The organism is Gilliamella sp. Pas-s25 (assembly GCF_009795885.1).
Lineage (GTDB): Bacteria > Pseudomonadota > Gammaproteobacteria > Enterobacterales > Orbaceae > Gilliamella.
In genome coordinates this window covers 87444-102007 of sequence record NZ_WTEV01000004.1, presented here as the reverse complement: position 1 = coordinate 102007, position 14564 = coordinate 87444, and the positions used below count along the sequence as shown (strand labels likewise).

Sequence of the window (14564 nt, the reverse complement as noted above, 5' to 3'; positions counted from 1 at the left end):
TTATAAAATTATATATCTTAACGATATAAGGAGTGAATAATGGATAAAGATATGCTTACTTATCTTATGATTGGATTAGTAATTGGTTTTATTATTGGTTTTATTTTTGTAAGTGTTATTAGTCCTAAGGCCCGTAAATATGCCAAAGTTAAACATGAGCTAGAACAAGCAAAAGACGAATTAATAGCACAAAAACAAATGATTGCTAAACATTTTTCTCATAGTGCTGAGATATTGGATAGTATGGCTAAAGAGTTTCGTCGCCTTTATCAACATATGGCTGAAAATTCTGGTCAATTTATTGATGGCGATAAAGCCACATCTTTGGATTTTGATTCCAACTCTGATTCAGATGAAAAAAAAGAAATGATACTTGATAAGCAGCCTAGAGATTATTCAGATAATTCTTCTGGTTTATTTAAAGCGGATGAAAACAAATCTTAACTACGATGGTTTTATTCGCCGTTACTTAATGGTCAAGCAATTTTATAGAGATTAAATTTTTATGAAAGCGAGAGTTAGAAGATGATTAATTCATTAAAACAACAAAAAAAATTATTAAGCATTGTAGCGTTAAGTTTAGGGTTAAGTTTAACATCATATCCCAATGCTTATGCTTCTTTTCCTCCTACCGCAACCGATAGTAATACACAGCAGCCAAGTTTGGCTCCTATGCTCGAAACGGTATTACCTTCAGTTGTTAGCATTAAGGTTGAGGGCACTGCGCAAATGCAAAATAATATGCCAGAAGAATTTAGACGTTTTTTTGGTTACCCTGATAGTCAATCAAGAGCGTTTACAGGTCTAGGCTCAGGTGTGATTGTTGATGCCGAAAAAGGTTATGTGGTGACGAATAATCATGTTATTGATGGCGCCGATAAAATCACGGTTGCTCTTAATGATGGACATGAATTTAAAGCAAAACTCATTGGTAAAGATCCTCAAAGCGATATAGCTTTGCTTAAAGTGGAAGATGCCAAAAAATTAACGGCGATTAAATTGGCTGATTCTGATAATTTGCGTGTTGGTGATTATGCTGTTGCTATTGGTAACCCATTTGGTATTGGTCAAACTGTTACTTCGGGGATTATTTCAGCTTTGGCTCGCAGTGGGCTTAATATGAATGGTTTTGAAAATTTTATTCAAACTGATGCCTCAATAAACCAAGGAAACTCTGGAGGGGCACTTGTCAATTTAAATGGTGAACTCGTTGGTATTAATACAGCGATTATTGCGCCAAGTGGTGGTAATGTTGGGATTGGCTTTGCAATTCCTAGTAATATGGTAAAAAGTTTAACATCGCAGCTTATTGAGTTTGGTGAAGTCAAACGTGGTGTGCTTGGCATTAAAGGTAATGAATTAACATCAGATATAGCAAAAGCGTTTGATGTTGATGTTCAAAAAGGTGCTTTCGTTAGTGAAGTGATTGAAAATTCAGCCGCGCAAGCTGCGGGCATTAAATCTGGCGATATTATTATTTCAATGGACGGTAAACCTGTTGATAGTTTTGCTGAATTACGTGCAAAAATTGCCACAACTGGTGCTGGGAGAACTGTAAAATTAGGTTTAATTCGAGATGGCAAAGAAATGTCTGTCGAGGTCAAACTGAAAAACAGTGATGAGGTGACAACTGAAGCTAAATCATTGCATACTGCTCTTGATGGTGCAACACTTAGTAATGGTGAAATTAAAGGTCAAAAAGGTGTTTTAATTGAAAAGATTGCTAAAAATTCACCTGCTTCTCGACTTAGCTTGCAAGAGGGAGATCTGATTACTGGTGTTAACAAAGGGCGAGTAACTAATATTGCAGAACTTCGCAAAATCATTGATAGTAATCCGTCTGTTATTGCGCTTAATATAGTTCGAGGAGATAGCCGAATTTATCTCATTTTAAGATAATTTTTTCAAACTAGAGGTAATTAAACTCTATTTCGTCGATGCTTTGGCATCGGCGAGAAACAGTGATGTTAACACTTTTGTATATATGCTAAAATCGTTGCCATATCTAATCACTATCATCTGACGGCAATGCTTAAAAAATTTTTATGGCCAATATTAATCGGTGTAGTTTTAGCCGTTGCGTTATTAATTATTTTTCCTTCATTACGAAACGGAAAGCAATTGCATTTTTTTGCTTCTATTTTCAGTAACGAGCCTCTAAGTTATTCTGATGCTGTAAAAACTGCTGCGCCTGCAGTAGTTAATATCTATAGTCGCTCAATTAATTCTGTTTCTCAAGAATCACAAGATAGCCCAATTACTCCACTTGGTTCAGGGGTAATAATGAGTGAACAGGGATATATTGTTACTAATTATCACGTTGTTGAAGATGCAGAGCAAATTATTGTTGCACTGCAAGATGGACGAATTTTTGAGGCCTTATCGGTAGGTTCTGATAAACTTGTTGATCTTGCCGTATTAAAAATAGAAGCCTCTAATATTCCAACTATTGCCATTAATCCTCAGCGTGAGCCCAAGATTGGTGATGTTGTTTTAGCCATAGGTAATCCTTACAATATAGGGCAAACCATCACACAAGGTATTATCAGTGCTACAGGTCGCGATGGGCTAAGCCCATATAGAAGACAGAATTTTATTCAAACTGATGCATCAATAAATCACGGTAATTCTGGGGGAGCACTAGTTAATACTAAAGGCGAATTAATGGGAATTAATACGCTTACCTTTGCAAAAAATTTGGGTAATGATGTTCCCGAAGGGATTGGATTTGCGATTCCAGCTTCTTTAGCTGTTAAGATCATGCATAAGTTGATTCAGGATGGAAAAATTATTCGTGGTTATATCGGTATTGATGGATTAGAATTTGCGCCAACTCAAAATCCAAGCGATATGCCAGTGGTGTTAGGTATTTTAGTCACCAATGTTGAAGGACCTTCTTTACAAGCGGGCATACAAGCTAATGATATCTTGATTATGGTGGATAATAAGCCTGTTAAATCCATTGTTGAAACCATGGATCAAATTGCCGAGTTGAAACCGGGTACAATTGTCCCCATTATTGTATTGCGGAATGGTGAAAAGGTTGAACTACAAGTGACAATAGGGCAATTATCCGTTTAATTTGTCTTTTTATGGCTTGATTATTTAACCTTTAAGGCATATAATTCGCAACCTTATCATGTTTTTTAACACTCGTATGGTGTATAGATTTTGCTTTTAGCCATTTATATAGCGATACGAACAAACTTTAGAGGTTTATTATGAAAGAAGGTATCCATCCAGAATATACTGCAATTAATGCAACTTGTTCTTGTGGTAATGTTATTAAAACTCATTCTACTATTGGTCATGATATTCATCTTGACGTATGTGGTGAGTGTCACCCGTTCTATACTGGTAAACAACGTGATGTTGCAACTGGCGGACGTGTAGATAAGTTCAAACAACGTTTTGCTATGGTTGGCGGTAAGAAATAATTTTCCGAAAAACCGTATCTTAGAATCAATAGTAGTTGAAAAGGCGCATTATGCGCCTTTTTGCTTTTTTAAATTAATATTTTTAGTTAATAATCAATCAAATTCAGGGTTGATTCCTAATTGTTGCATCATTTTTTGAGCTTGTTTCGGAATACCATCTTCGCGATCTCTTTGTAAATCTTCATCACAAGGTAAAGGTTGGCCAGTATAAGCATGAAGAAAGGCTTCACACAATAATTCACTATTTGTTGCGTGACGTAAATTATTAACTTGCCTGCGAGTACGCTCATCAGTCAAGATTTTTAATACTTTTAACGGAATTGATACTGTAATTTTTTTTACTTGCTCGCTTTTTTTACCGTGCTCAGCATAAGGGCTTATATATTCGCCATTCCATTCCATCATATTTTCACCAAATTACATCACAAATAATGTGGGCAATTCTAACGGTTTTTTTATCTTTCTGCAATCTATACACCAAGACAGTTAGACATCTAGACATGTTGACGTCTATATTTAGTATGTTATTCTTATACAATCTATTCTTGAAGTAAGCAAAGCATTATTTAGAGGAATGTTATTATGACTAGTCAAGCTAACAATTTAAACCAAGGAACAATTGCTGTTCGTGGTGGGCTCAATACTGATGATCAATATGGCAGTGTTGTACCTGTTATCACACCATCTACGTGTTATCGTTATGAAGAATTTGCGAAACCAAGAGAATTTGATTATGCGCGCAAAGCCAATCCAAGTCGACGATTGGTGGAAGAGACTGTTGCAAAATTAGAAGGTGGTGTCGATGCTATTTTAACTAACTGTGGCATGTCAGCAATTCACCTTATTAGTGTTGCTTTATTAGCGCCAAATGACTTAGTTGTTGCCCCTCATGATTGTTATGGCGGTAGTTATCGGCTGTTTAATAGTTTGAGTCAGAAGGGCTATTTTAAAGTAAAATTTGTTGATCAGTCTGACTTGGTCGCATTGCAAGAAGCATTAAGCTTACATCCTAAATTAGTCTTGATTGAAACACCAAGTAATCCATTACTGCGTGTTGTTGATATTAAAAAAATTGCGCAGCAAGCACATGACGTAGGTGCTTTAGTTTTAGTCGATAATACGTTTATGACGCCTATTTTGCAAAAACCATTAGAGCTTGGTGCTGATATTGTTACTCATTCTTGTACTAAATTTTTAAACGGGCATTCAGATTTATTAGCAGGGATTTTAGTCTTTAAAGACCAACAACTTGCTACAGATGTTTTATGGTGGGCAAATAACATTGGTACATTGACCTCATCATTTGATAGTTATCTTTTATTACGTGGGTTACGAACCCTTGCTGCACGTGTGAATTTGCAACAAGACAATGCACAAAAAGTCGTTGCGTTCCTTGCTAGCCATCCGAAAATAGCCAAAGTATTTCATCCCTCTTTACCAACTAACCTTGGGCATGATATCGCTAAAAAACAACAGAAAGGTTTTGGTTCATTACTCAGTTTTGAATTGGCTGGCGATGCCGATGTGATGCCGAAATTTTTAAAGGCACTTAATATTTTTACATTGGCTCAATCACTTGGTGGAGTTGAAAGTCTTGTGTGTCATCCAGCGACAATGACACATTCAGGTATTAGTGCTGAAGCACGAAAAACGGCTGGTATTTCAGATCAATTATTGCGTATTTCAGTTGGTTTGGAAGATATTACAGATTTACTGGCTGATTTACAGCAGGCACTTGAAACAATTTAACTGGTTTTATAGATTATAATTAGGGTTGATGATATATGGTAGTTGCGTTATTTCATCAATCCGCGCTATTTGTAATGATGATTATTGTTTATATTTGCTGAAATTTTTCTATCTTTTTTTCAATCGCTATAAAAATTTCATTGATTGAATGCCGTTTGGCTCTACCGCAAACTTTTGCCGCTTCATGACAGACCAGGCATTGCCTTGGTTGGTTATCAAATTGTGAGCGTGACAGGCTTTGTTGTGTAACAATGTCAATAACATCAATATCCCACAAACGCCCTAAAGGGTGATTATTTTCAATATCCATACAGTATTTTTTAAGCGTTTTAGCTGAACATTTTACTGCTATAATGGCTTCTGAACCGGTGATGTAGTGATAATGATCTTCATTGATTATCGTGATGTCATTTTGTAAAAAACAATGCTGTAAAGCTTTGATAGCTTCATCAAAAAGATAACGAGCACCGCTGCTGTTTTTTATAGCACCGGGAATAACTAGGCTTAATGATATGATCGGATGTTTATAACATAGCATTGCCTGTTTTTGGTTTTCCACTCTCTTTTCCTTGGCTAATAGCATTTGCTCAAGGTTAATTGGAGTGCCATCATCAAATTTAATTAGCATTTTTTCCATTAGATAAGAATAGTAATAGCATAACATTTTTACATGTTAGGCTATTACTCTATTAATTAAGACTAAAATTAGTCTTTAACTTGACGTACGACATCAATAACTGAACCGTCGCGGAAATGTACGATACCAACAATTTTATCTTTAAACTCGATTGGTTTTGGTTCACCAGTTAAAGATACAGCACGTTGATAAAGCTCTTCAATGCTCATAATTGGCAAATTAGCAGCTTTTAAACGTTCAGCAATTTCTGGACGATTAGGATTAACCGCAATACCATGGTCAGTCACAAGTACATCAACGCTTTCACCAGGAGTGACTAGTGTTGTTACCTTTTTAATTACAGTTGGAATACGGCTACGAATTAGTGGGGCAACAACGATTGTTAAGTTTGCACCAGCAGCTGTATCACAGTGACCACCTGATGCACCACGCATAACGCCGTCAGAACCCGTTAATACATTAACATTGTAATCAAGGTCAATTTCTAAAGCACTTAAAATAACAATATCAAGTTCATCAACGCTCGCACCTTTTGATGCTGGGTTTGCATAAACATTGGTTGATACTTCAATATGATCTTTATTTTTACCTAAAGATTGTCCGGCGGTGCCATCAAAGCTTTGAGTATCTAATAAGCGTTTAACCAAGCCTTTTTCATGAAGATCAACAATACTTGCTGTAATACCACCTAATGCAAATGATGCAGTAATATTTTTCGCACGCATACGATTTTCAAGGAAACGCGTTGCCGCAGTTGATGATGCACCAGAACCTGTTTGGATTGAGAAACCATCCTTGAAATAGCCTGAGTGTTCAATAACATCAGCAGCATAACGCGCGATCATCAGTTCGCGTGGATTGCTAGTGATACGTGCTGCCCCCACACTGATTTTAGTTGGATCACCGACTTCATCAACTTTAACAATATAGTCAACTTGATCTTGGCGAATACTTGCTGGATGGTTAGGATAACCAACGATATCTTCAGTAAGTAATACTACTTTCTTTGCAAATTGCGCATCAACCATGGCATAACCAAGTGCACCACATTGTGATTTACCTGATACACCATTCGCGTTACCTTGCTCATCAGCTGTTGATACAGCTAAAAATGCGATATCAATGTTAATTTCACCGCTTTGGATAAGTTTTACTCGTCCGCCATGAGAATGGATATGGACTGGGTTTTCCATTAAACCGTGTGAAATTGCATCGGCTAATTTACCACGTAGACCAGAGGTATAAATTTTAGTAATTACACCTGATTCGATATGAGGTATTAATGCTGAGTTACAGCTTAATAACGAACTTGAAGCTAGTGTTAAGTTTTTAATACCTAATTTACTGATAGTTTCAACAACTTTGTTGATAACCTTATCACCTTCACGAAATGCGTGGTGAAAAGAGATAGTCATACCATCACGTAATTCACATTTTTTGATTGCCTGTTCAATAGAATCACACAATTTACGCGTGTATTTAGACTCATCTTTTAAATAAGGAGTCGTAGCGTTAGCGTCAATAAATGGCGTGATATTTTTGAGATCTGGATGCTGTTTAAGCAAATCATCAATTTTTTTATTTATAGAAGTAGTCATTTTTCAATCCTATCAAATTTCTTTACGAACACCAGAATATTTAGCCAACTCGATAACTTTTCTAGCACGAGCTATAATCGGTGCATCAATCATTTTGCCGTTTAGGGAAATAACGCCAAGGCCTTTTCTTTCACCTTCTTCTGCTGCTTCAACCACTTTTTGAGCATTTTCCACTTCAGCGGCTGTTGGCGCATATGCATTATGTAATAGTTCAATTTGTCTTGGATTGATAAGTGATTTACCGTTATATCCGAGTTTTTTAATTAGGCTAACTTCTTTTAAGAAACCTTCATCATCATTAACATTTGAATACACCACATCAAAGGCATCAATGCCAGCTACACGTGCTGCATGTAAAACAGCACAGCGAGCATAAAATAACTCAGTACCATCGCCACGCTCTGTTTGCATATCAACAAGATAGTCAAATGCAGCTAGTGCAATACCGATTAAGCGTGGAGAAGATTGAGCAATAGAAACAGCATTAACAACGCCTTGAGCCGATTCAATTGCCGCCATTAATTTAGTGCTGCCCACTTCACGTCCACACTCTTTTTCAATTCTTGCAACGTGTGCTTCTAACTCATGAATATCTTCTGCGCAATTAGTCATCGGTAAACGTACTACGTCAACACCTGCTCTTACTACTGCTTCAAGGTCTTTTAAACCAAATGGAGTATCAAGTGAGTTGATTCGTACTACTGTTTCAATTCCGTGCTCTTTATAAACAGGAAGAAGCAATGTTTGTGCTACTAATAAACGTGCTGAATCTTTTTCTTTAATGGAAACAGCATCTTCAAGGTCAAACATGATTGAATCGGGTTTATAAACAAAAGAGGTTGATAACATTGCCGCGTTTGCACCTGGAAGAAATAGCATACTTCGACGTAATTTTTTCATAATAATTTACTCCAATCTAAGTTTTCTTCTTCTGCGCCACGTAATACCGCACATTGAACTCTTGCTTTAATAGCACAATCAAGTGCACCTTTATCATCAATAATGATTAAACCGTCGGTTACATTAAGCTCATTTAAAGTTTGCTCAACAACTGCACGAATTTGATCGCCGAATTGTTTATTAACATCACTATTAATAACAATTTCAATTCCCGTGTTTGGTATGGCTTTGACTAACAAATCGCTAGATTCAAGAGTCCCTGCCATGGCTTCTTTTTGTATTTTCATTTTTTTACCTTTAAAAACGTATTAAATTTTAAATTTATCCAAATTAGCTGAAAGGTAATCCCATGTAGTAGATGGAACTAGTTTTATTACCTCTTCATATTGCCCCGATGCCAATAATTTTCTCACTAATGAGGCCGATACAATAGTGTTGTCTTCGGTTATCCGTGGAACTTCAACAACAGTAATTGCTGATTGTTCACTGACTGTTTTATCTGTAAGCCAATAAGACATTGCTTCATTATAAGCTTTAGTGACTTCATCAAAAGGTTCAGTACCAACAAATCGATAGGTAATATTAAGTGTTGGTGCAATATAATTTCGGAATATAAGCAGGTCGATACCCATATAGGCTCGATCAATTTTTGCCTTATCTTTTAGAAAATAAGTCGGAAATGTTGCCCTCGAAATAATATAAGGTGAGCTAGCATGCACAGTAACATTTTTTATGTGTTTAGTACCATCTTGAACTAATTTTAAACGTGTATCAAATGAAAATTGTGATGCATTTTCATTGACGACAAAAACATGCAACCAGTCACATTGACTGGCAGCGTATTGCACAAGATATTGATGACCTTTAGTAAAAGGATTGGCATTCATAACAATACTGCCAATCTTTTTTCCGTCTTTTTGTTGTGCGTGCAGTTGCTTACAGTACTGTTTAATGCCAACAGGATTATTTTCCATTAGGACAGCAAGATCGGTTATTTCAACAATAGGGTAAAAGCCACATCCTTTAAAAAAATCTATATTTTCAGGCTTTGTATATAAAAAAAGGTGAAAATAGCCACTTTCGTTAGCATATTTTATGGTGTGATCCATTAAAGTGAGATTTAGTTGATTGCCACGGTAATCGGGATCAATAGCAACGCACTTTATAATATCGCGATCAATCCCTGCACAAGCTATAATTTTAGCATCAATTTTTACGACCATAAAAATGGTGACTTGTGAATCTAAATTGAGATCAGAGCGAGATAATAGTTGCTCAATTTCTTGATAATCTTGTTTTGATTTGGAAATATCAACAACAGTGTAATCAGCTAAATCATACATAATGTTACCTTTTTTCTGCAACAACAGAGTTAGTTAAACGCCCAATTTTGGTAATTTCAACTTCAATAATATCCCCATCTTGCATAAACACAGGAGGGTGACGTTTTTTACCCACTCCACCAGGTGAACCAGTAAGAATGACATCCCCAGGTGATAAATGAGTAAATGTACTAATATATGAAATTAATTCAGGTACTGTATGCACAAGATTTTTGATAGAATCATGTTGCATTTCTTGACCGTTTAAATAAGTTGTTAATGTTAAAACTTTAGGATCTGGAATTTCATCCGTGGTAGTTAAACATGGACCAAATGCGCCTGTATTTGGCCAGTTTTTACCTGCGGTAAACCAAGTATACTGCCAATCGCGAATAGAGCCATCCATGTAGCAACTATATCCTGCCACATATGATAAAGCCTCTTCTTGGCTAATGCGAAAACCTGCTTTACCAATGATAATGGCTAACTCGCCTTCATAATCTAATTCATTAGTGATAGCTGGTTTAATAATATTAGTCTTATTTCCTGTTTGAGAATCAGGAAAGCGAACAAATAGAGTTGGCGCTGAACTGGTTTCATTAAATTCTGCTCGTTTTTCAGCATAATTCATGCCAACACATAAAATTTTGTTTGGATTTGGGATTACAGGTAAATAAGTAATGTCTTGTTCATCAATGTCACTTGGGGCATCAAGATAGGTTTTGGCAACAGATAGTCCTTCTTTATCGGCAAGTAGTGATTTTAAATCGGCATATTTATCGCCTAATTTTTGCTTTAAATCAACAATACCGTTGTGAGTAAGAAGACCAAAACTTGCTCTACCAGAGACAAGATAACTGACAAGCTTCATGAAAACTCCTTAAAAGCTGTTTATGTTAATTATAAATACGAAATAAAAATGAACAACCTTAGTATAAACTAAGGTCGCTCTTTGAAATGTAAAATCTATACTAAGAAATTGCCGAGAATAAGTAATGATACTGATACATTAATTGCACCACCAATACGAGTTGCAATTTGTGCAAACGGCATTAGCTCCATACGTTCTGCGGCAGTTAAGATTGCCACGTCACCAGTTCCGCCTTGGCCACTTTGACAACAAGAAATAACAGCAGCATCAACAGGATACATACCAAGTGCTTTTGACACAAAGAAACCGGTGGTCACTAAGCTCACGACAGTACAAACAATAACAATTAAGTTCGTAATAGTGAAAGCATCAACAATTCTTTCCCATGGAGTAATTGCCACACCTACTGCGAATAGAATTGGATAAGTTACTGATGTTTGGAAGAATTTGTAAACAACTTGTGAACCACTTAATACTTTTGGTGAAACGCCTGATACTAATTTAACAAAAACTGCCGCAAATAACATACCTACTGGAGCAGGAAGACCAATTAATTTGTGTCCAATCATACCTACCATATAAAGGATCGCCGCTAATAAAACACCTGAAGCAAATGTTGTAACATCTATTGCCATTTCAGGTTTAGCTGATTTTTTGTCCATTGAATCATCATCTTTAGATGCGGGTAATAATCGACCGTTACCTGTTAAGTGAGGATAAATTTTACCAATACGATTAAGAATACCACCACAAATAATACCAGTTAAACCACCAAGCATAACTATTGGTAATACTCGACCAAGTGCATCACCTTGTTCCATACCTAAAATTGTAGCATAACCAATTGAAAGTGGAATTGCGCCTTCACCAACGCCACCTGCCATAATTGGTAATACTAAGAAGAAGAAAGTTTCAAATGGTGTTAAACCAAGTAAATAACCAACACCAACACCAACAATCATACCAACAATTTCACCGCAAAGCATTGGCGCAAAGATTCTTAAGAAGCCTTGAATAAGTGTTCTCTTATCCATATTCATAATACTACCAACGATAATGCAGCAGATATATAAATAAAGGATATGCGTATCTTTATAGAATTTTGTCGTTGCTTCAACAATTGGTGTAGGCAAAATACCATAATAAACAAGTGCAGATGGAATAAAAGTTGCACAAATTGCTGCCGCACCCATTTTACCTACGATTGGTAAACGTTTACCAATTTCACCACATAGGAAACCAAAGAAAGCACAAGTAACCACCATGACAACGATTTCGCTAGGTAACTTGCCAGTTACTAACACTTCAGCACAAATAAGGATACCGGCAATAATAAATAATGGAAGTGGAATTACACCAATTTTATAGTTATCCATAAGGCGCCACCAATTATATGGCCAGCCATATAGCTTCTCTTCAAAAGGCTTACCTATTGATTCTTTTCCATTAATATTTTTTTCAGATGAGTTAAAATTCACCATTTATTTTTTTCTCCAAAATGTCTTAATTTATTTGAAATTGTTGGTGTGTATCTTTACAAAAAATTAATGAAATTTTTGTGATATAAATCATAAATTAACTGTGGTTTTTATGGTTTTAAAGGCTAAATGTTTTTTAATGCTGTGTTACACTTATGAGAATTTCATTTGAAAAGTAAAAGCAAAGATGCGAAAAAAAATCCCGTTATCGTTTACAACAAAGCTTTTTTTGTCGCTTTTGTTGTTTTCATTGATTGTTCTTGCGCTATTACAGAGCTATATTTGGAACACCACCGAAACGAACTTATATAGAAGTTTGGGCGAAAAGGCGCAAATTCAAGCAAAAGAGTTATCTGTTTTACCAAGTTTAATTGAATATGTCAAAGAAAAAGATACAAATAAAATTGCTAATTTAATCACAGAGATATTTGAACAAAGCGACGCAAGTTATATTGTTATTGGCGATGCGAATGCTAACCGTTTATTTCATACCGCGAATAGTCCTTTACACTCTCCCATGGTTGGTGGCGATAACCAAGAGGTTCTTAACGGTAATAGTAGCATCTCTATTAGTGAAGGCTCTCTTGGCTTAGCATTAAGGGGGAAAGCTCCAATTATCGATCATGGTAAAATTATCGGTATAGTTTCGGTCGGTTACATGATTGATGGTATTTATGCATTGCATATAAAGCAATTTATACCATTTATCTTTTTTTGCTCCTTATTGTTTTTAGCATTATTTATTTTTTCATATTGTTTTTCAAAAGCAATTAAAAAACAGATGTTTAATTTAGAGCCTAAAGCAATTGCATTATTGGTAAAAAGCCAAAAGTCGATCATGGAGTCGATTTTTGAAGGGGTTATTGCAATTGATCTTAACTATAAAATTATCAATATTAACCAATCTGCTCGTACGATGTTAGATATTAAAATAAGTGATGATGAATTACATAAACATGATTTAAGGACATTTGTTAAATCAAGCGATTTTATTTATAAAAATGATAACCAAACTGAAGACATACATGATCATATTTGTTATTTCAACAACATTATTGTCATTGCCAGCAAAGTTCGGGTGGTCATTGATGATAAAACTCAAGGTTGGGTCATTACATTTCGTAACTTTGATGATATTAATATATTAAGTATGCAATTAACGCAAGTAACACAATATGTTGATAATTTACGAGCATTAAGGCATGAGCATCTAAACTGGTTGGCAACGTTATCGGGTTTAATTTATATGAAACGGTATGAAGAAGCGCAGTCTTTTATCGCATTGCATTCTGCTGATAATCAAAGTAATTTAGATTTTATTACCGCACATTTTAAAGTGCCAGCTGTATGTGGATTGTTAATTGGTAAATATGCAAAATCACATGAAATAGGTTTAAATCTACTATTTGATCCTGCATGCCAATTAAGTGCACTACCTTCACTTATCACCGAAACAGAATTTATGTCAATTTTAGGTAATTTGCTTGATAATGCCTTTAATGCCAGTTTAAAAAATGATCATGGTGATAAAACAATTTATTTATATCTGAGTGATGCAACAGATGAAATTGTACTTGAGATTAGTGATCAAGGTTGTGGCATTGATGAAAATATTCGTGATTCAATTTTTGAACCCGGCGTTACATCTCAAGAGGGGAAAGAACATGGCATTGGTTTACACCTTGTTTCCACCTATATAAAAAAGGCCAATGGTTATATTACATTTGAAGATAATACCCCTTATGGAACAATTTTTTCTGTATTTATACCTAAATAGTAGAAAGGCAATTATATGAAAGAATTTCAAGAAGATAACATTAAAGTGCTTATTGTTGAAGATGAGCCTATTTTAGCAGAACTCAATGCAGAGTTTATTCAAAAAGATACAAAAGTCAAAGTAGTAGGTATTGCTTCGAATTTATCTGAAGCTAAAAAAATGGTAGAAAAATTAAAACCAACCTTAATATTACTTGATAACTATTTGCCTGATGGAAAAGGAATAGAATTATTTGAATACATCATCAATAATCATCTAGATTGTTATGTTATTTTTATTACCGCAGCAAGTGATATGGATACTTGTAGTAAAGCAATTCGTTATGGAGCATTTGATTATTTGATTAAACCAGTCTCTTATCAACGATTAAAGCATTCACTTGAGCGTTTTGAACTCTTTTTATATCGACAAAGCCTACAAAAACACGTCAATCAACGAAAAATTGATGAGCTTTTCAATTTGCAAACTAAAGACTTTGTTAATATGAACCGTCACTCAAAAGGCATTGAGGAAATCACATTACAAAAAGTGAAAGATATTTTTATGCAGAGTGAGAACGCACTTACTGTTGATGAAATAGTAGAAAAAGCCAATATTAGCAAAACAACTGCTAGGCGATATTTAGAGTATTGTGTCCAAATTAAATTATTAACAGTCGAACTTAATCACGGAAAGATTGGTCGTCCAGAAAGATTATATAGACGTTTAGGAAAATAAATATTTAACTTAAGACTATTTTCATATAGTAGTTTAATTTCTATATAATTGATAATTATATAAATATGCTTATTTGTT

General features: G+C 35.2%; 15 protein-coding genes. 7 read left to right on the top strand and 8 right to left on the bottom strand.

The features are described 5' to 3' along the window. The first annotated feature begins 39 nt into the window (after positions 1 to 39). The 4 genes from GQ593_RS03275 (at position 40) to rpmE (ending at position 3437) form a co-directional block, all read left to right on the top strand. Positions 40 to 444 (top strand): YhcB family protein, encoded by a 405-nt coding sequence (locus tag GQ593_RS03275; protein ID WP_160430603.1) that lies wholly within the window; start codon positions 40 to 42, stop codon positions 442 to 444. A gap of 81 nt (positions 445 to 525) precedes the next feature. Then, the gene (locus GQ593_RS03270; protein ID WP_160430602.1) at positions 526 to 1899 is read left to right on the top strand and encodes a Do family serine endopeptidase; all 1374 of its coding nucleotides are present in this window, start codon (positions 526 to 528) and stop codon (positions 1897 to 1899) included. Positions 1900 to 2028: 129 nt separating this feature from the next. Continuing rightward, positions 2029 to 3081 (top strand): outer membrane-stress sensor serine endopeptidase DegS, encoded by a 1053-nt coding sequence (degS, locus tag GQ593_RS03265; protein ID WP_160430601.1) that lies wholly within the window; start codon positions 2029 to 2031, stop codon positions 3079 to 3081. 140 nt (positions 3082 to 3221) lie between these two features. Further along, positions 3222 to 3437 (top strand): 50S ribosomal protein L31, encoded by a 216-nt coding sequence (gene rpmE, locus GQ593_RS03260; RefSeq protein WP_065636780.1) that lies wholly within the window; start codon positions 3222 to 3224, stop codon positions 3435 to 3437. Between the two features lie 93 nt (positions 3438 to 3530). On the opposite strand, the gene metJ is transcribed toward rpmE, so the two are convergent. Continuing rightward, the gene (gene metJ / locus GQ593_RS03255; protein ID WP_085248311.1) at positions 3531 to 3842 is read right to left on the bottom strand and encodes a met regulon transcriptional regulator MetJ; all 312 of its coding nucleotides are present in this window, start codon (positions 3840 to 3842) and stop codon (positions 3531 to 3533) included. A 177-nt stretch (positions 3843 to 4019) separates the two neighbouring features. Between metJ and metB the strand changes: the two genes are divergently transcribed. Continuing rightward, the gene (gene metB, locus GQ593_RS03250; RefSeq protein WP_160430600.1) at positions 4020 to 5186 is read left to right on the top strand and encodes a cystathionine gamma-synthase; all 1167 of its coding nucleotides are present in this window, start codon (positions 4020 to 4022) and stop codon (positions 5184 to 5186) included. An 88-nt stretch (positions 5187 to 5274) separates the two neighbouring features. Here the strand turns inward: metB and citX are convergent, their stop codons facing one another. The 7 genes from citX to GQ593_RS03215 all read right to left on the bottom strand — a co-directional run bounded on the left by citX (position 5275) and on the right by GQ593_RS03215 (position 11995). Then, positions 5275 to 5814, bottom strand: a complete 540-nt coding sequence (gene citX / locus GQ593_RS03245) for a citrate lyase holo-[acyl-carrier protein] synthase (protein WP_160430599.1) — start codon at positions 5812 to 5814, stop codon at positions 5275 to 5277. Between the two features lie 77 nt (positions 5815 to 5891). After that, on the bottom strand, positions 5892 to 7421 hold the full coding sequence (gene citF, locus GQ593_RS03240) for a citrate lyase subunit alpha (protein ID WP_160430598.1): 1530 nt from the start codon (positions 7419 to 7421) through the stop codon (positions 5892 to 5894). A gap of 12 nt (positions 7422 to 7433) precedes the next feature. Next, a complete protein-coding gene (citE, locus tag GQ593_RS03235; protein ID WP_160430597.1) occupies positions 7434 to 8321 on the bottom strand; it encodes a citrate (pro-3S)-lyase subunit beta in 888 nt (295 codons plus the stop codon). Then, positions 8318 to 8608 carry a citrate lyase acyl carrier protein gene (gene citD / locus GQ593_RS03230; RefSeq protein ID WP_085248300.1) on the bottom strand — a complete coding sequence of 97 codons (291 nt, stop codon included), beginning with the start codon at positions 8606 to 8608 and terminating at the stop codon, positions 8318 to 8320. Before citD ends, citE begins: the two co-directional genes overlap by 4 nt. 21 nt (positions 8609 to 8629) lie before the next feature. Continuing rightward, positions 8630 to 9664 (bottom strand): [citrate (pro-3S)-lyase] ligase, encoded by a 1035-nt coding sequence (gene citC / locus GQ593_RS03225; protein ID WP_160430596.1) that lies wholly within the window; start codon positions 9662 to 9664, stop codon positions 8630 to 8632. Between the two features lie 4 nt (positions 9665 to 9668). Then, on the bottom strand, positions 9669 to 10514 hold the full coding sequence (locus GQ593_RS03220) for a fumarylacetoacetate hydrolase family protein (RefSeq protein WP_160430595.1): 846 nt from the start codon (positions 10512 to 10514) through the stop codon (positions 9669 to 9671). A gap of 95 nt (positions 10515 to 10609) precedes the next feature. Then, positions 10610 to 11995, bottom strand: coding sequence for a 2-hydroxycarboxylate transporter family protein (locus GQ593_RS03215; RefSeq protein ID WP_160430594.1), 1386 nt, complete (start codon positions 11993 to 11995; stop codon positions 10610 to 10612). Positions 11996 to 12179: 184 nt separating this feature from the next. On the opposite strand from GQ593_RS03215, the gene GQ593_RS03210 reads away from it, so the two are divergent. Then, entirely contained in the window at positions 12180 to 13769 is a 1590-nt protein-coding gene (locus GQ593_RS03210) for an ATP-binding protein (protein ID WP_160430593.1), read from the top strand. Between the two features lie 15 nt (positions 13770 to 13784). Next, entirely contained in the window at positions 13785 to 14486 is a 702-nt protein-coding gene (locus GQ593_RS03205) for a response regulator (protein ID WP_085248290.1), read from the top strand. Positions 14487 to 14564: the final 78 nt, after the last annotated feature.

What these genes read in the sequence shown, in the direction of transcription:
- metB (WP_160430600.1), top strand. Translation starts at nt 4,020, where the DNA reads ATGACTAGTCAAGCTAACAATTTAAACCAAGGAACAATTGCTGTTCGT.
- citC (WP_160430596.1), bottom strand. Translation starts at nt 9,664, where the DNA reads ATGTATGATTTAGCTGATTACACTGTTGTTGATATTTCCAAATCAAAA.
- GQ593_RS03270 (WP_160430602.1), top strand. Translation starts at nt 526, where the DNA reads ATGATTAATTCATTAAAACAACAAAAAAAATTATTAAGCATTGTAGCG.
- GQ593_RS03210 (WP_160430593.1), top strand. Translation starts at nt 12,180, where the DNA reads ATGCGAAAAAAAATCCCGTTATCGTTTACAACAAAGCTTTTTTTGTCG.
- citD (WP_085248300.1), bottom strand. Translation starts at nt 8,608, where the DNA reads ATGAAAATACAAAAAGAAGCCATGGCAGGGACTCTTGAATCTAGCGAT.
- degS (WP_160430601.1), top strand. Translation starts at nt 2,029, where the DNA reads ATGCTTAAAAAATTTTTATGGCCAATATTAATCGGTGTAGTTTTAGCC.
- citX (WP_160430599.1), bottom strand. Translation starts at nt 5,814, where the DNA reads ATGCTAATTAAATTTGATGATGGCACTCCAATTAACCTTGAGCAAATG.
- GQ593_RS03275 (WP_160430603.1), top strand. Translation starts at nt 40, where the DNA reads ATGGATAAAGATATGCTTACTTATCTTATGATTGGATTAGTAATTGGT.
- citE (WP_160430597.1), bottom strand. Translation starts at nt 8,321, where the DNA reads ATGAAAAAATTACGTCGAAGTATGCTATTTCTTCCAGGTGCAAACGCG.
- GQ593_RS03215 (WP_160430594.1), bottom strand. Translation starts at nt 11,995, where the DNA reads ATGGTGAATTTTAACTCATCTGAAAAAAATATTAATGGAAAAGAATCA.
- metJ (WP_085248311.1), bottom strand. Translation starts at nt 3,842, where the DNA reads ATGATGGAATGGAATGGCGAATATATAAGCCCTTATGCTGAGCACGGT.
- citF (WP_160430598.1), bottom strand. Translation starts at nt 7,421, where the DNA reads ATGACTACTTCTATAAATAAAAAAATTGATGATTTGCTTAAACAGCAT.
- GQ593_RS03220 (WP_160430595.1), bottom strand. Translation starts at nt 10,514, where the DNA reads ATGAAGCTTGTCAGTTATCTTGTCTCTGGTAGAGCAAGTTTTGGTCTT.
- rpmE (WP_065636780.1), top strand. Translation starts at nt 3,222, where the DNA reads ATGAAAGAAGGTATCCATCCAGAATATACTGCAATTAATGCAACTTGT.
- GQ593_RS03205 (WP_085248290.1), top strand. Translation starts at nt 13,785, where the DNA reads ATGAAAGAATTTCAAGAAGATAACATTAAAGTGCTTATTGTTGAAGAT.